The 15,805-nt window shown below is 55.1% G+C and carries 15 protein-coding genes; 9 read left to right on the top strand and 6 right to left on the bottom strand.

All coding sequences use genetic code 11. The features are described 5' to 3' along the window. The 4 genes from AC222A_RS16765 to AC222A_RS16750 form a co-directional block, all read right to left on the bottom strand. The coding region (locus tag AC222A_RS16765) for an enoyl-CoA hydratase-related protein (RefSeq protein WP_486775293.1) at positions 1–510 on the bottom strand (510 nt) is incomplete at its 3' end. 576 nt (positions 511–1,086) lie between these two features. Beyond that, positions 1,087–2,691, bottom strand: a complete 1,605-nt coding sequence (locus AC222A_RS16760) for a carboxyl transferase domain-containing protein (protein WP_372759955.1) — start codon at positions 2,689–2,691, stop codon at positions 1,087–1,089. A 71-nt stretch (positions 2,692–2,762) separates the two neighbouring features. Next, positions 2,763–3,932 carry an isovaleryl-CoA dehydrogenase gene (locus AC222A_RS16755; protein WP_372749197.1) on the bottom strand — a complete coding sequence of 390 codons (1,170 nt, stop codon included), beginning with the start codon at positions 3,930–3,932 and terminating at the stop codon, positions 2,763–2,765. A gap of 21 nt (positions 3,933–3,953) precedes the next feature. Next, positions 3,954–4,364, bottom strand: coding sequence for a MerR family transcriptional regulator (locus AC222A_RS16750; RefSeq protein WP_372749198.1), 411 nt, complete (start codon positions 4,362–4,364; stop codon positions 3,954–3,956). Positions 4,365–4,708: 344 nt separating this feature from the next. Here AC222A_RS16750 and AC222A_RS16745 point away from each other — a divergent pair, with 344 nt between their 5' ends. Continuing rightward, complete coding sequence (locus AC222A_RS16745; protein WP_486775292.1) at positions 4,709–5,689, top strand: alpha/beta fold hydrolase; 981 nt, start codon at positions 4,709–4,711, stop codon at positions 5,687–5,689. Here the strand turns inward: AC222A_RS16745 and AC222A_RS16740 are convergent. Beyond that, positions 5,679–6,578 carry a LysR family transcriptional regulator gene (locus AC222A_RS16740; protein ID WP_372749200.1) on the bottom strand — a complete coding sequence of 300 codons (900 nt, stop codon included), beginning with the start codon at positions 6,576–6,578 and terminating at the stop codon, positions 5,679–5,681. The two genes, AC222A_RS16745 and AC222A_RS16740, sit on opposite strands and share 11 nt — an antisense overlap. 127 nt (positions 6,579–6,705) lie before the next feature. Between AC222A_RS16740 and AC222A_RS16735 the strand changes: the two genes are divergently transcribed. Genes AC222A_RS16735 through AC222A_RS16710 form a run of 6 tightly spaced genes read left to right on the top strand, consistent with a single transcriptional unit; the run spans position 6,706 to position 12,499 of the window. Further along, entirely contained in the window at positions 6,706–7,476 is a 771-nt protein-coding gene (locus tag AC222A_RS16735; protein ID WP_372809601.1) for an SDR family oxidoreductase, read from the top strand. 14 nt (positions 7,477–7,490) lie between these two features. After that, the gene (locus AC222A_RS16730; protein WP_486775291.1) at positions 7,491–8,318 is read left to right on the top strand and encodes an SDR family NAD(P)-dependent oxidoreductase; all 828 of its coding nucleotides are present in this window, start codon (positions 7,491–7,493) and stop codon (positions 8,316–8,318) included. Positions 8,319–8,350: 32 nt separating this feature from the next. Next, the gene (locus AC222A_RS16725) at positions 8,351–9,334 is read left to right on the top strand and encodes an NADPH:quinone oxidoreductase family protein (protein ID WP_372750109.1); all 984 of its coding nucleotides are present in this window, start codon (positions 8,351–8,353) and stop codon (positions 9,332–9,334) included. Between the two features lie 3 nt (positions 9,335–9,337). Beyond that, positions 9,338–10,414, top strand: a complete 1,077-nt coding sequence (locus AC222A_RS16720) for a phosphotransferase (RefSeq protein ID WP_372750110.1) — start codon at positions 9,338–9,340, stop codon at positions 10,412–10,414. A gap of 25 nt (positions 10,415–10,439) precedes the next feature. Beyond that, complete coding sequence (locus AC222A_RS16715; RefSeq protein ID WP_372750521.1) at positions 10,440–11,639, top strand: acyl-CoA dehydrogenase; 1,200 nt, start codon at positions 10,440–10,442, stop codon at positions 11,637–11,639. Then, positions 11,636–12,499 (top strand): 3-keto-disaccharide hydrolase, encoded by an 864-nt coding sequence (locus AC222A_RS16710; protein ID WP_486775290.1) that lies wholly within the window; start codon positions 11,636–11,638, stop codon positions 12,497–12,499. Before AC222A_RS16715 ends, AC222A_RS16710 begins: the two co-directional genes overlap by 4 nt. A gap of 6 nt (positions 12,500–12,505) precedes the next feature. Here AC222A_RS16710 and AC222A_RS16705 read toward each other — a convergent pair whose 3' ends face one another. Beyond that, a complete protein-coding gene (locus tag AC222A_RS16705) occupies positions 12,506–13,411 on the bottom strand; it encodes a LysR family transcriptional regulator (RefSeq protein ID WP_372750266.1) in 906 nt (301 codons plus the stop codon). A 145-nt stretch (positions 13,412–13,556) separates the two neighbouring features. On the opposite strand from AC222A_RS16705, the gene cysC reads away from it, so the two are divergent. Together cysC and sat are read left to right on the top strand one after the other, a co-directional pair. Next, positions 13,557–14,168, top strand: a complete 612-nt coding sequence (cysC, locus tag AC222A_RS16700; protein WP_372750267.1) for an adenylyl-sulfate kinase — start codon at positions 13,557–13,559, stop codon at positions 14,166–14,168. A gap of 42 nt (positions 14,169–14,210) precedes the next feature. After that, positions 14,211–15,407: a sulfate adenylyltransferase gene (sat, locus tag AC222A_RS16695; protein ID WP_372764367.1), complete on the top strand. Its 1,197-nt coding sequence runs from the start codon at positions 14,211–14,213 to the stop codon at positions 15,405–15,407. Positions 15,408–15,805: the final 398 nt, after the last annotated feature.

The raw sequence follows: 15,805 nt of genomic DNA, 5'->3' as shown, positions 1-15,805 counted from the left end.
TGCGTTAAAGCGCTCGCCGGTCTGAAAATAGCGACGCGCAGCTCGTGCGCCGATGGCTTGAATTACATAGGGGCTGATAGTGGCAGGTATCAGACCTATTTTTACTTCACTCAGGCTGAAACTGGCTCTTGTAGTGCCTACAGCTATATCGCAGCAACTGACTAAGCCAACGGCGCCACCGAAAGCGGCGCCCTGAACTCTCGCGATGGTTGGCTTGGGGAACTCGTTGAGCACGCGGAGCATTTCCGCGAGTTGGCTCGCGTCCCGTTCGTTTTCGGCGTGGGTGTAGTTGGCCATGCGTTGCATCCAGCTCAGGTCGCCACCGGCGGAGAAGCTTTTGCCTTCACCGGCGAGGATCAGTACGCGAACTGCTGGGTTGCTTGCTAAAGCGCTTACAGCTTCGGCGATTTCGAGGATTAGGGTGTCGTCGAAGCAGTTGTGCTTTTCGGGGCGGTTTAGGGTGACTGTGGCCACGCCCTTATCGTCGATGTTTGTTCTGAGGTAACTCATGGTTTTTGCTCTGTTCGTTGCCTTGCTAAATTTTTAGTGCCGGTTTCGCCTGCTGGCGAGTTACTTCTTTTTTTGCTTGTCCAAAAAAAGAAGTAACCAAGAAAAAAAGGACACCCCTGTTCCGACGCCCTTCGGGTTCCCTGCGATGCTCGATCAACAACGGTCGCTGCGCAACTCGACCTTCGCGGCTATCGCCGCTACGGGACTCGAACAATGCTCGCTCTTTCCCGTTGTTGCTCTGCGCTTCTCGGCGCCTCCAAAGGGGAGTCGGGGGTGCCTACTGTTGGTTCTGTGGCACTGTTCGATCCAGCTCGGCAAGCCCCCTTTGGAGCAGCTGAGCACTGGAGCAGCCGGTGGATGAAGCAAACGGGTGTCTGAGCCCGATAGGGCGAGTTTCCGTTTGCGCCACCGGATGCGAAGCGCGCAAGGGATCGGTTGGAGCGCAGCGGAGACCGACTGCGGAACAGGGTGCCCTTTTTCTTGGTGACTTCTTTTTGGGCATGCAAAAAGAAGTCACTCGCCCAACAGGGCGAAACCTGTTCCATCACCAACCATCGCTAACGCGACAGCGTCCAATTACATCCGGAAAACCCCAAACTTAGTCTCCTCAATCTCCCGATTAAGCGACGCCGCCAAACTCAATCCCAATACCCTACGAGTATCCGCAGGATCAATAACCCCATCATCCCAAAGCCGCGCCGAGGCATAATAAGGATGCCCCTGATGCTCATACATCTCCAGTGTAGGCTTCTTGAATTCAATCTCTTCTTCGGCAGACCATTCCTTGCCTTCGCGCTCAAGCTGATCGCGCTTGATCTGCGCCAGGACACCGGCGGCCTGTTCGCCGCCCATCACCGAGATGCGGGCATTCGGCCACATGAACATAAAGCGCGGGTCGTAGGCGCGGCCACACATTCCGTAGTTGCCGGCGCCAAATGAACCGCCAATCAATACGGTGAGTTTGGGTACCTGGGCACAGGCTACGGCGGTAACCATTTTGGCGCCGTGTTTTGCGATGCCGCCGGTTTCGTACTGTTTACCCACCATAAAGCCGGTGATGTTCTGTAGAAAGATCAAGGGAATTTTGCGCTGGGCGCACAGCTCTACAAAGTGGGCGCCTTTCTGGGCAGACTCGGAAAACAGTATGCCGTTATTGGCCACAATGCCAACGGGCATGCCGTACAGGCGAGCAAAGCCACAGACCAGGGTGGTGCCGTAAAGCGCTTTGAACTCGTCGAACTCTGAACCGTCGACAATGCGCGCAATCACTTCGCGTACGTCGTAGGGTTTGCGAGTGTCTTTTGGAATCACGCCGTAAATTTCTTCCGGGGCGTATAGCGGTTCTTTTGACTCGGTTATATCCAGCTGTTGTGGTTTGGTGCGGTTCAAGCGCGAAACGGAGTTGCGGGCTAGTTGCAGGGCGTGGTGATCGTTATTGGCGTAGTGATCGGATACACCGGAGGTTTTGCAGTGCACGTCGGCGCCGCCGAGTTCTTCGGCGGTAACCACTTCCCCTGTTGCAGCTTTTACCAGCGGTGGGCCGGCGAGAAATATAGTGCCCTGATTTTTAACAATGATAGATTCATCGGCCATGGCGGGAATATAGGCGCCGCCAGCGGTGCACGAGCCCATCACGACGGCAATTTGCGGAATACCCTTTGCCGACATATTGGCCTGATTGAAGAAGAAACGGCCGAAATGGTCGCGGTCCGGGAACACGTCATCTTGACGGGGCAGGTTGGCGCCACCGGAGTCCACCAGATAGATACAAGGCAGATTGTTTTCAGCGGCGATGCTCTGGGCGCGCAGATGCTTTTTAACGGTCAGGGGGTAATAGGAGCCACCTTTCACGGTTGCGTCGTTGGCAACAATCATACATTCCTGACCGGCGACACGACCCACACCGGTGATGATGCCGGCTGCAGGTACATAATCGTCATACACTTCCCAGGCCGCCAATTGCGATAGTTCCAGAAAGGGTGAACCGGGGTCGAGCAGGGCGTTGATACGCTCGCGGGGGAGCAGCTTGCCGCGCTCGGTATGGCGCTTCTGGTATTTCTCGCCGCCGCCGAGACTGATCTGGGCGATCTTGGCGCGCAGGTCGTCAACCAGTGCCTGCATGTGTGTCCGGTTGGCTTCGAAGTCTTCGGAGCGCGGATTGATTGTGCTGTTAATGATCATTGCCTTTTTCCTTTTAAACTCTGGCGAGTTTTTTCGCGGGCCCGCCCGCGAACAGAATTACCCGCCAGGCCTCACGCAGTTTCCTTAAACAGTTCCCGACCAATCAGCATGCGGCGAATTTCGGATGTACCAGCGCCTATCTCATAGAGCTTGGCATCGCGCAAGAGCCGCCCAGTCGGGTATTCATTGATATAGCCATTGCCGCCCAGTGTCTGGATGGCTTGTAGCGCCATCTGCGTAGCGCGCTCGGCGGTGTAAAGAATTACGGCTGCAGCATCCTTGCGGCTTTCTTCGCCGCGATCGCAGGCGCGCGCTACCGCATAAAGATAGGCGCGGCTGGCATTGAGCTCGGTGTACATGTCGGCGACCTTGCCCTGCATAAGCTGGAATTCGCCAATGCTCTGACCAAACTGCTTGCGGTCATGAATATAGGGCACCACTACATCAAGACAGGCCTGCATAATGCCGACCGGGCCGCCAGACAGAACGGTGCGTTCGTAGTCGAGACCACTCATTAATACGTTTACCCCACGGCCTTCACCACCGAGTATATTTTCAGCGGGTACTTCGCAGTCTTCAAATACCAGTTCGCAGGTGTTGGAGCCGCGCATGCCCAGCTTGTCGAGTTTCTGTGCGCGGGAGAACCCGGGGAAATCGCGCTCAACAATAAATGCGGTCATGCCGCGCGGACCGGCGTCGATATCGGTTTTGGCGTAGATCACATAGACATGGGCGTCAGGGCCGTTGGTAATCCACATTTTGTTGCCGTTGAGAATGTAGCGGTCGCCTTTTTTCTCGGCGCGCAATTTCATGCTAACAACATCGGAACCCGCATTGGGTTCAGACATGGCCAGTGCGCCGACGTGCTCGCCACTGCACAGTTTGGGCAGGTATTTGCGGCGCTGTTCGTCGGTGCCGTTTTTGAAAATTTGGTTTACACACAGGTTGGAGTGCGCGCCGTAGGACAAACCGACCGAGGCCGAAGCCCTGCTGATTTCTTCCATTGCTACGCAGTGGGCGAGATAGCCCATATTGCTACCGCCGAATTCTTCACTGACGGTTACCCCGAGCAGGCCCAGGTCGCCGAACTTCTTCCACATGTCCATGGGGAATTCGTTGTCGCGATCAATAGCCTCAGCGCGCGGCGCCAGTTCCGTCTGGGCGAGGTTATAGGTCATATCGCGCAGCATCTCGATATCTTCGCCGAGACCAAAATTCAAAGTGGGGTACGGTGTGTTCATGGTTTGCCCTTCCAAAAATAGTTATATGGATGTGGTGACGTGTTTCATAAGTGTCAGTGCATCGGCGCAACGCGCCTCGGCTTCATCCAGCTCGCGCATCATAGTGTGCAAGTCGTGTAGTTGTTGCTTGAGGTGTTCGCGTTTCTCGCGAATCTTGTCGATCAGGGTTTGCAGTTGTTGGCTGTTGTCCTGATCCGGGTGGTACATCTCGATGATGTCCTTGCTTTCTTCCAGCGACAGGCCGAGGCGCTTGCCACGCAGAATCAGAATCAGTTTGACCCGGTCGGCCGCACTGTAGATGCGGGTCTGGCCATTACGTTTGGGCTGGAGTAGCCCTTTTTCCTCGTAAAACCGGATGGCACGGGTGGTAATGCCGAATTCCTCTGCCAGCTGAGAGATGGAATAGGAGCGTTGCTTGGTGGAGGTGGTCACGTGGGTAACCCCGGTTTTATACGATGAAGGGATTCTAGCCCCTAGTTTACGTTAACGTCAACGTTAGTGTTGTGTGATTTTTGAACTGGGAGTGTGCGCGCTGGCCTGGCCCTTGTGGCAGCTTTCCTTGCAAGCGAATCGGTGCAGGGTTTCAGTGACATTCGCGAGCAGGGCAAAGGTTGCCCCGCCTGCTCCCACCTGCTGGTCTGACCTGTCGCGGGAGCTTGCCCCGCAAGCGAAGTGGTTGCTTGGTCGTCGGCAGGAGTAGCCCGATGCCTCAGATGAAACCTTGTTCATAGACCGGATGGGTCGGCCGGGCTAGCCTGTGCAAAAAGGAGAATCCCATGCCTGTGAGTCATCACCACGCCACCATCAACGGTATTCACACACATTGGGTTGAAGCCGGTAAAGGCATTCCGGTCGTGCTCTGTCACGGCTTCCCCCACCTCTGGTTCAGCTGGCACCGCCAGATCAAGGCCCTCAGCGAAGGTGGCTATCGGGTGATTGCCCCGGATATGCGCGGTATGGGCCAGACCGAGGCGCCGCCTGATAAGGAGGTCTACGGCGTTGCCGCGATTACCGGCGATTTGCTGGGACTCCTCGATCATTTGAGCGTGGAAAAGGCCGTTTTCGCCGGTCTCGATTTTGGCGCCTTTGCCATTTACGATCTGGCCCACCTGCACCCTGAGCGGGTGCTTGCGGTGATCGGGCTGGAAAACCCCGCTGCGCCCCACAATCCCGAAGTGCCGCCTTTGACTGAATACGCAGAGATGGCAAAAGAGCACTTTTTGCATATCGACTACTTCCGGGAGGTAGGACCGGCTGATCGTGATCTGGCGGCTGAACCGCGCCTTTTCCTGCAGAAGGTGTTTTGGGCGCTGAGTGGTGAAGGCGACTATTTCGCGACCTGGAAGTACCCACCGTCGGCCACCTATATAGAAGCGATGAACGAGGCGCCACCGCTGCCCTGGCCTTGGTTAAGCGAGCTGGAGTTTGAGTTTTTTCACAGTGAATACGCCCGCACGGGATTTACCGGGGGGCTTAACTGGTATCGGGCGATGGATATCAAGTGGCAGGAACGTAAGGCTCTTGAGGGCAAGCAGTCACCGGTGCCCGCCTATTTTCTTGGCAGCGAGTTTGACGTGGATCTGGAAGGCTTTCATGGTGATGATCCAATCAGCCTGATGCGCGCCCAGTTTCCGGATCTCAGGAGGGTGGAAATGATTCCCGGTGCCGGGCATCTGGTGCAGCTGGAAAAATCTGAGGAGGTAAACCGAATTCTGCTGGATTACCTCGCTGATATAACCCAAGCCCTTAGCGTATAAGTGCCTGAATCTGCTCGCGCAGCCAGCGGTTCCCCGGGTCGTTGTCCACGTTCCGGTGCCAGTAAAGGTAGGCGTCAAAGGCCATAGTTTTGAAGGGCAGGGGGAGCATCTTCAAGCCGTACTGTGGGGCCAGCTCCCGGGCATAGTTTTCTGCCAATGTGAGCAAATAGTTGGTTTCTTTGACGATGCGCAGTGCAGCGGAGGCATTCTGGCAGCGCACCCGGATGCGGCGCTGAATACCCAGCCTGCTCAGTTCCAGATCTTCAAAGCTCTGGCCGCTGCGGCGCGAACTGAGCTGGATATGATCTTGCTCAAGATAATCTTCGAGGCTCAGGCCCTGGCTCACCACCCGGTGATGGGGGCGGGCCAGCACCACCATGCGATCCTGTGCGAAGCGCTGATAGGAAATGTCATCTGACACGGGTTGCAGTACATCGATCGCTACATCCAGTGATCCGGTGGCCAGCTCTGACTCCAGATCGGGGCGATTTAATCGTACCGAGGCCACGGTCAATTCCGGCGCTGTTTTGGCAATGCGGGTGGCCAGCGCCGGCAACAGATTTACCTCCAGCAGACCCCGCATGCCAATTGTAAATGCCCGGTCGCTGCTGGTCGCATCGAAGCGCTCAATATCGTTGAACATGATCTGTAGTTCCCGCAGGGAGCGACGCACGGTGCCAATGAGGCTGCGAGCCTTTGGCGTGGGCATCATCAGCCGCCCGTCCCGTTCAAACAGGGGGTCGTCAAACAGGTCGCGCAGGCGGCCTAGTGAGTGGCTCACCGCTGGCTGCGTAAGATGAAGCTTTTCTGCGGCACGGGTAATCCCGCCTTCGCTGTAAATGGCGTCAAAGACAACCAGCAGATTCAGATCGACTCTGTTGATGTGCATGGGGCGGGCTCCGCATTAACTATGCATGATATTTATATTAAGCGATAACTCTAATTGATTGGAATAATAGTTGGTGGCTGACTAAGCTGCTGGCACGTTAATAAAACCTGTTCAGGGAGTTTTACGCATGGAAACGTCTACAACTTTCGACCTCAGTGGCAAAGTCGCTCTGGTTACCGGTGCGAGCCGGGGCATTGGCGAAGCCATTTCCCGTCTGTTGGCTCAGCACGGTGCGACGGTCATTGTCTCCAGCCGCAAGATCGATGGTTGTGAGGCTGTCGCCTCTTCTATTCGTGAAAACGGTGGCAAAGCAGAGGCGTTTGCCTGTCATATTGGCGAAATGGAACAGATCGAGGCCGTTTTCGCATATATTCGTGAGCAGCACGGACGCCTGGATATTTTGGTGAACAACGCGGCGACGAACCCGGATTTTGGTCCTATCGTAAATACCGAAGTGTCCAAGTTTCAGAAGACGGTGGACGTGAACATTCGTGGCTATTTTTATATGTCCCAGTACGGCGTCAAGCTGATGGCGGAGAACGGTGGTGGCGCCATCGTTAATGTTGCGTCGGTAAACGGTGTGATTCCAGGCGACATGCAGGGTATCTACTCCATTACCAAAGCGGCTGTTATTTCCATGACCAAGGCCTTTGCCAAGGAATGTGCACTAATGGGTGTACGCGTCAATGCGCTGCTGCCGGGCATGACCGACACCAAGTTCGCGTCAGCGCTGGTCACCAACGATGAAATACGCGAGCACGCCATGGCGCATGTACCCATGAAACGTATTGCCGACCCCAGTGAAATGGCGGGTTCGGTGCTGTACCTGGTGTCTGATGCCTCAAGCTATACGACCGGCGCAACGCTGGCGGTAGACGGTGGATACCTCACAGCCTAATCGGAGTTCAGATCATGCAGGAATTGAAAAATCGCGTAGCCATAATTACTGGCGCGGGCAGCGGTCTGGGTCGTGAGTTGGCCAAGCAGTGCGCCGCTGAAGGCATGAAGCTGGTATTGGCGGATGTCGACGAAAAGGGGCTGGCAGAAACCCGCGCCATGCTGCCCGACACCGAAAGCGTCAGCCGTAAGGTTGATGTATCCAAACGCAGAGAACTCGATGCGCTGGCCGACCTCGCTTACGACACCTTCGGTAAAGCCCACCTGCTGTTTAACAATGCCGGGGTGGCTGCTTCCGGTCCGGTCTGGAGCAGCACCGCCGATGAATGGGAGTGGGTGATGGGCGTGAATGTGATGGGTGTGGTTCATGGTATCCAGGCCTTTGTACCGCGCATGCTGGAGCAGGGCGAACCGGCGCATGTGGTTAGCACGGCGTCGCTGGCAGGTCTGACCTCTGTGCCAGGTTCCGGTGTTTACTGTGTATCGAAACACAGTGTCGTCACGCTCTCCGAATGCCTGTACCACGACCTGCAGATTGCCAAGGCGGAGATAGGTGTTTCTGTTCTGTGCCCGGCCTTCTTCAAAACGGGTATTGCGGATTCTGAACGTAACCGCCCGCAGGAATTGAGTGCCAGCAACCCGGAAGGGAAGCAATTCGCAGAGTTTGTTCGCGCAGCGATCGAGGCAGGTAAGCTATCTGCTGAAGATATTGCCCGCGTTACCTTGGAAGGTGTCAAAGCCAATCGCTTTTATATTCTGCCGCACAAGGGTGCGCGCAAGAGTGTTGAATTGCGCATGACCGACATTCTCGAAGGTCGCAACCCCACCAGCCCCCTGGGTTGATTGTGGGCCGATAAAAATATAAGGAGCCAATCATGAAAGCATTGTTGTGCAAAGAGCACGGATTGCCAGAGAAGCTGGTGGTAGATGAGGTTGCAGACCTCGAGGCCGGAAAAGGGCAGGTTGTACTGGAAGTTAAAGCGGCCGCCGTAAACTTTCCCGACACCCTGATTATTCAGAACCTTTACCAGTTCAAACCCGAGCTGCCGTTTTCTGCGGGTGGCGAATGTGCCGGCGTAGTAAAAAGTGTTGGCGAAGGTGTGAAGCATGTTAAACCCGGCGACAGTGTTATTGCCTTCACGGGCTGGGGCGCCTTTGCCGAGCAGGTATGCGCCGATGCCTCGGCCGTGATTCCCATGCCGGAAGGCATGGATTATGTAACGGCTTCAGCCTTTGTTATGACCTATGCCACGTCCTACCACGCGCTGGTAGATCGCGGGCAGCTTAAAGAAGGCGAAACCCTGTTGGTGCTTGGTGCATCCGGCGGTGTCGGCCTGGCTGCCATCGAAATCGGCAAGGCGCTCGGTGCACGCGTTATTGCGGCGGCATCTACTGCTGAAAAGCTTGCGGTCTGCAAAGACCACGGCGCTGACGAGTTGCTGAACTACGAAACCGAAGACATGAAAGCGCGCCTGAAAGAGCTTACTGGCGGCAAGGGTGTCGACGTGGTTTACGACCCGGTCGGTGGCCCCTTCAGTGAAATTGCCCTGCGCTCCACCGGCTGGCGCGGCCGTTTTCTGGTGATTGGTTTCGCCAACGGTGAAATTCCGAAAATCCCCTTGAATCTTACTCTGCTTAAGGGCAGTTCAATCTGTGGTGTTTTCTGGGGTGACTATGTAAAACGCGAACCTAACAATAATATCAACGACCTTTTCGCGCTATTTGAGTTGTTGCAGGCCGGCAAGCTCAAGCCGCATATCGCGGGCACCTATTCTCTCGAAGAAGGCCCGAAAGCGATTCGCGCTCTGATGGACCGGAAAGTGTCCGGCAAGGTTGTTATTGTGCCGGGTAAGGAGTAAGTCATGGCTGACAAAATTGCAAACACCTTTGCCGGTACCATGGCCGTGCAGGAGAAGCATCAGTTCGATGTGGCGAGACTGCAGTCTTATATGCAGGAGCATGTGGAGGGTTTCAGTGGTGAGCTGGAAGTTTCACAATTCAAGGGTGGCCAGTCTAACCCGACCTACAAGCTGTCAGCCGGTGGAAAAAATTACGTATTGCGGCGCAAGCCACCGGGTGAGCTGCTCGCCTCGGCGCATGCGGTAGACCGCGAATACACCGTAATTACAGCGCTTGCTGAAACCGACGTGCCGGTGGCGAAAACTTATTGCCTTTGTGAAGACGAATCGGTGATCGGTACGGCGTTCTACATCATGGACTGTGTGGATGGCCGAGTACTGTGGGACCCGGAGCTGCCTGATTTGAGCCCCGGCGAGCGCACCGCCATCTTCGAAGATATGAACCGTGTGATCGCGGCCTTGCACAACGTCGATTATAAGGCGATCGGTCTGGAAGACTACGGCAAGGCGGGCAATTATTTTGCCCGACAGATCAGTCGCTGGACCAAGCAGTACAAGGCTTCGGAGACAGAAAAAATCGACGCGATGGATCGTTTGATTGAATGGCTTCCTGAAAATATTCCGCCCGGTGACGATACCGCGATAGTGCATGGTGACTTCCGGCTGGACAACGTGATGCTGCATCCCACCGAGCCGCGAATAGTGGCCGTGCTGGATTGGGAGCTGTCTACCCTGGGGCATCCGCTGGCAGATTTCGCTTACCACTGCATGACCTGGCACATCCCTAAAGGTGCCTTTCGCGGGCTTGCTGGCGTAGACCTGAAAAGCATTGGTATTCCCTCAGAGGAGGAACATATTCAGGCCTATTGTTCGCGCACCGGTAAAACCATTGACCCCAGTCACTGGGATTTCTACATGGCTTACAACATGTTCCGGCTGGCAGGCATTCTGCAGGGCATTATGGGACGAGTGAAAGCCGGGACTGCGTCAAGTAAACAAGCCGAACAAATGGGATCGGCGGCAAAACCTCTGGCTGAAATGGCTTGGCAGCAAGTAGAAAAAATCAAAGCGCGCGGCTAATGCCGAGCGTCCAAGGAGAACTATTATGAATTTTGAATACTCAGAAAAGACCCAGGAACTCATTGCGCGCGTCAGTGCCTTTATGGACGAGCATATTTATCCCAATGAGCAGCGCTTTATGGAAGAGGTTGCCGAAGGTGATCGTTGGGAGCCCACGGCCGTGATTGAGGAACTGAAGCCAAAGGCCAAGGAAGCTGGTCTGTGGAATCTTTTCTTGCCGGAATCAGAGCACGGTGCTGGCTTAACCAATCTTGAGTACGCGCCCTTGTGTGAACTGATGGGTCGTGTGATCTGGGCACCGGAAGTATTTAACTGTAACGCCCCTGATACCGGCAATATGGAAGTACTGGCGCGCTATGGTACCGAAGAACACAAAAAGCAGTGGCTTGAACCGCTGCTGGAAGGTGAAATTCGCTCCTGCTTTGCCATGACCGAGCCTGCAGTCGCGTCCAGTGACGCGACGAATATCGAGAGCTCAATCGTTCGCGATGGCGACGAATATGTGATTAATGGTCGCAAATGGTGGTCGTCAGGTGGCAACGATCCACGCTGCAAGATTTTTATCTTTATGGGTAAAACCGATCCCGACAACGAAAACCGCCACAAGCAGCAGTCGATGATTCTGGTACCGCGCGATACACCCGGAGTGAAAATTCTGCGCCATCTGCCGGTATTTGGTTTTGACGATGCACCCCACGGACATGCAGAAATTCTGTTTGAAAACGTGCGGGTTCCCGTCAGCAATATGCTGCTGGGTGAAGGCCGTGGTTTCGAAATAGCTCAAGGTCGCCTTGGCCCCGGCCGTATTCACCACTGCATGCGTCTGATTGGGCTGGCTGAACGTGCACTGGAAAAAATGTGCGACCGCCTGAAAAGCCGGGTGGCGTTTGGTAAGCCGGTTGCACTTCAGACCGTCTGGGCAGAACGCATTGCCGAGGCGCGTATCATGATCGATCAGACCCGTTTTCTGGTGCTGAACGCAGCTTGGAAAATGGATACTGTTGGCAACAAGGTTGCGGCCAAAGAGATTGGTATGATCAAAGTGGCAGCGCCACAAATGGCCTGTCAGGTCATTGATTGGGCCATTCAGGCTCATGGCGGCGGCGGTGTCAGCGACGACTTTGGTCTGTCCTATGCCTACGCCAATGCGCGAACCCTGCGACTGGCTGACGGTCCCGATGAAGTGCATCGCAACCAGATTGCGAAGATGGAATTGCGGGGGTGAAATTGATCTCGCTTGCAGGGCTGGCGCCCGCGCCGTTAACCCGGTGTGGGAGCCAGTCCTGCAGGCGAATCGCTCTGCGCCTGTTGCAGTGGCTGGTTCTGGCACTGTATGCGATGCCAGTCCTGTCAGCCAACACGCTAACGGAAGACGAAGCCGCACAAGGTTGGCAACTGCTTTTCGACGGCACAACTTTCGATGGCTGGCGCAATTACGGGGCCGCGCCCGGTGATCCTGTGAATGGCTGGGAAATTGAGCAGGGCACCTTGAAAATGGTGCGTGATGTCTCCGAATTTCGCTACGCTCTCAACTTTATCAATCCCTTTCAAAAGCATCCCTTGCTTGATTTGATGACCGAACGGCAGTTCGAGAACTTTGAGCTCAGTATCGACTGGAAAATCTCCGCCGGTGGCAACAGTGGTATTTTCTATCTGCTACCCCATGACAATCACGATCTTCCCTGGCGTCTGGGATTGGAAATGCAGGTGCTGGACAACGATGGCCACGCCGACGGCAAAACCCACACCCATCGCGCGGGAGACCTGTACGATCTGGTAGCCAGCAATGAGGACGCCAGTCGCCCAGTAGGTGAATGGAATACCGCTCGTATACGTGTGGTGGGAAGCCACATCCAGCATTGGTTAAACGGTGTCAAGGTTGTGGATATTCATCGCTGCGGAGAAATGTGGGATGAATTGGTGGCCCAAAGCAAGTTTGCCAAGCGTGCAGGCTACGGCCAGGCCGAGCGCGGCCATATCCTGCTGCAAGATCACGGTGATTATGTTTGGTACCGCAATATCAAGCTGCGCCCGTTGCAAAAGTCACCTACTGAACATTGTCCCAAGAGCGACAAGTCGCAATAAACACGCTTATTCAGAACGATTATCGCCGCTATCCGTTGATTGGCGGCATAAATCAATCCAATAGTCGACTGCCGACTTTTGGTAGCGTTTGCGGGGCAGCGCAAAGTAAAACCGACGGCGCATGTCGCGACGGCTCAGTTTGAGCGGCACCAGCGTACCGTTTCGAAAATCATTCTGCACGACCACCTGTGACAGGCAGCCGATGCCGAGCCCCGATTCCACCGCGCTCTTGATGGCCTCGTTGTGGTGAAACTCACGATAGATATTGATATCCGGCAGCAACTCGGCCATGGCGTGATCGAAGGTGTGGCGAGCACCCGAATTGGGTTCGCGAAGTATCCAGCGCGCGGCGCGGATGTCTTTGTTACCCAGTGTGCCCTTGCGGGCTAGTGGGTGACTGGCGGCGCAGAAGACGATCAGCTCGTCTTCCATCCAGGGAATCAGCTCCAGATCCCGGTGTTGAACCTCGCGCTCGATCATGCCGACATCCACTTCGTAGTTCAGCACTTTGGCGACGATATCGGGGGTATTGGAGGTCGTCAGATCCACATCGGCGTCGGGGTAGTGGGCCAGATAGTCGGCCAGATATCTGACGACCAGATAATTGCCGATGGTAAAGCTGGCACCTACCTTGAGGTGCCCGAGGTCGCCATGCTGTTGCAGTACCTGGTCGAATTGCTGGCAGTGGGCGTACAGCGTTTCCGCCTCTTTTCGCAGACTGTGACCAACAGAGTTGAGGGTGAGCTTGTTGCCCTGGCGCTCAAACAGGGTCATGCCGTAATTTTGCTCAAGCGTTTGCAGCGCCGCGCTGGCGGCAGACTGCGACAGGTTCAGGTCCTGCGCCGCGCGGCTCACATTCTCATGACGTGCAACGGCCAGAAAGATGCCTAACTGACGCAGGGTGAAATTCATGGTGCCTCCGGCTCTCGTTTAGTATCGAAAAAATCGATACTGACTATTGTAATAACCCGTTTTACTAATGGCTAGTAGGTGCGTAACATGCGCCCCTGAATTGTCCGGGCGCGCACTGCCCGCTTACACATCTTTGGAGAACACAATGGCCGAGCAGAAAGCAACGAATGTGCACTGGCACGATGGGGAAGTTACCCGTGAAGACCGCCAGAAACTGTTGAAGCAGAAGGGAGCTACCCTCTGGTTCACCGGTCTGTCTGGCTCGGGTAAAAGCACGGTTGCTGTAGCGCTGGAAAAGGCGTTGATGGAAAAAGGGCACCTGTGCTACCGCCTCGACGGTGACAACGTCCGTCTGGGTATTAACAAAAATCTGGGTTTCTCTGCTGAAGATCGGGCAGAAAACATCCGCCGCATCGGCGAGATCGCCAAACTGTTTGTGGATACTGGCGTGATTGTCCTGTCCAGTTTTGTCAGCCCCTACCGTGCCGACCGCGACCAAGTGCGTGAGCTGCATGCCCAGAGTGACATGGATTTCATGGAAATTTTCGTTGATGTACCGTTGTCAGTTGCGGAAGAGCGCGACCCCAAGGGCCTTTACAAGAAAGCCCGTGCTGGCGAGATCAAGAATTTTACCGGTATCGATGACCCCTACGAGGCGCCCAGCCAGGCCGAAGTGGTACTGAACAGCCACGAGATGAGCCTTGAGAAAGAAGTGGAAGTACTGCTCGAAGAAATGAGCAAACGCGGCATTCTTTAACGTTTGAACATAGCACGTTGATCATACATACGGAGCGACACAATGATTAAACCCCACGGCGCTGAAGAGCTTAAGCCGTTATTTGCATACGACACGGAAAAACACCAGGCCCTGCAAGAGGAAGCAAAAACACTGCCCTCAATGCTGCTGAATTCTGCAGCTGCGGCTAACGCGGTAATGCTGGGCGCGGGCTACTTCACCCCGCTTGGCGGCTACATGAATCTGGCTGACTCCCTGAGTGTAGCGGAAAACATGCGTACTGCGGACGGGCTGTTCTGGCCAGTGCCGGTGGTTAACCTGACTGAATCTGCCGAAGGTATCGAAGCGGGCAGCCGCATTGCCCTGCGCGACCCCAACGTTGATGGCCACCCGGTTCTGGCGGTGATGAATGTAGACGCGGTTGAAACGGTCAGCGCCGAGCAGATCGATCTTATGGCGGAAAACATTTTCGGCACGCTCGACCCCGAGCACCCCGGCGTGAAAACCTTCAAAAGCCTGGGCAATACGCTGCTGTCTGGCCCGATTGAAGTGCTGAACTTCTCGTACTTCCAGACGGATTTCCCCGATACTTTCCGCACGGCTGTTGAGATCCGCAATGAAATCGCCGAGCGCGGCTGGGAAACTGTAGTGGCCTTCCAAACGCGTAACCCGATGCACCGTGCACACGAAGAGCTGTGCCATATGGCGCGCGAGCAGCTTGGTGCAGACGGCGTACTGATTCATATGCTGCTGGGTAAACTGAAGCCCGGTGATATTCCTGCTGATGTGCGCGATGCCGCCATCCGCAAAATGGTTGAAATCTACTTTCCGCCAAACAGTGCCATGGTCACCGGTTACGGTTTCGATATGCTCTACGCTGGCCCGCGCGAAGCGGTACTGCACGCGGTATTTCGCCAAAACTGTGGTTGTACCCACCTGATTGTTGGCCGCGACCATGCTGGTGTTGGCGATTACTACGGCGCATTTGACGCTCAGACTATCTTCGATGAGAAAGTGCCCGCTGATGCTCTGGGTATTGAGATCTACAAAGCAGATCACACGGCGTACTCGAAGAAGCTGAACAAAGTGGTGATGATGCGCGATGCGCCAGACCACAGCAAAGAAGATTTTGTGTTGCTTTCTGGTACCAAGGTTCGAGAAATGCTGGGTCAGGGCATTGCGCCACCGCCTGAGTTTTCTCGTCCTGAAGTCGCCAAAATTCTGATGGATTACTATCAGGAACTGGACGCCAAAAAGTAAGCTAACACAGCTACTCAGTTTAAAAACCCGGCGATGTTGCCGGGTTTTTTATTGGTGCGTCCGGCAATCAATGTACTTACTGTGTACGCTTGCCGACTTCGCGTAGGTTTTGTACCTTTCGAACGTCGATAACAATAATCTTTAGCGTTGTTTAATGAGGGCAGTCGGCTTACTGGTGTTGGCTTTTTGTAGCGTTGTCATGTTAGCTGGTTGTAAGAACGCTGTTATTTCAGGTTAAGTAGCGCGGTATTATTCCGTGCTTGATTCGGGGATAGGTGCCGCAGCACTTGCCCCCAGATAGCGCTGGGAATAGCTAGCAAATCCCGCCCCGTCGCGCTCAGCATCCAAACCGTAATCTGCCGCTTCGTAACGATGCTGGCCGTGCTTGTCTCGGGGAC

It is taken from the genome of Litorivivens sp. (genome assembly GCF_057445395.1).
This window is presented reverse-complemented; position numbering and strand designations above follow the sequence as displayed.

Coding starts and splice junctions, on each gene's coding strand:
- cysC (WP_372750267.1), top strand. CDS start 13,557: ATGGCCGAGCAGAAAGCAACGAATGTGCACTGGCACGATGGGGAAGTT.
- AC222A_RS16705 (WP_372750266.1), bottom strand. CDS start 13,411: ATGAATTTCACCCTGCGTCAGTTAGGCATCTTTCTGGCCGTTGCACGT.
- AC222A_RS16760 (WP_372759955.1), bottom strand. CDS start 2,691: ATGATCATTAACAGCACAATCAATCCGCGCTCCGAAGACTTCGAAGCC.
- AC222A_RS16745 (WP_486775292.1), top strand. CDS start 4,709: ATGCCTGTGAGTCATCACCACGCCACCATCAACGGTATTCACACACAT.
- AC222A_RS16730 (WP_486775291.1), top strand. CDS start 7,491: ATGCAGGAATTGAAAAATCGCGTAGCCATAATTACTGGCGCGGGCAGC.
- AC222A_RS16755 (WP_372749197.1), bottom strand. CDS start 3,932: ATGAACACACCGTACCCCACTTTGAATTTTGGTCTCGGCGAAGATATC.
- AC222A_RS16740 (WP_372749200.1), bottom strand. CDS start 6,578: ATGCACATCAACAGAGTCGATCTGAATCTGCTGGTTGTCTTTGACGCC.
- sat (WP_372764367.1), top strand. CDS start 14,211: ATGATTAAACCCCACGGCGCTGAAGAGCTTAAGCCGTTATTTGCATAC.
- AC222A_RS16715 (WP_372750521.1), top strand. CDS start 10,440: ATGAATTTTGAATACTCAGAAAAGACCCAGGAACTCATTGCGCGCGTC.
- AC222A_RS16720 (WP_372750110.1), top strand. CDS start 9,338: ATGGCTGACAAAATTGCAAACACCTTTGCCGGTACCATGGCCGTGCAG.
- AC222A_RS16735 (WP_372809601.1), top strand. CDS start 6,706: ATGGAAACGTCTACAACTTTCGACCTCAGTGGCAAAGTCGCTCTGGTT.
- AC222A_RS16725 (WP_372750109.1), top strand. CDS start 8,351: ATGAAAGCATTGTTGTGCAAAGAGCACGGATTGCCAGAGAAGCTGGTG.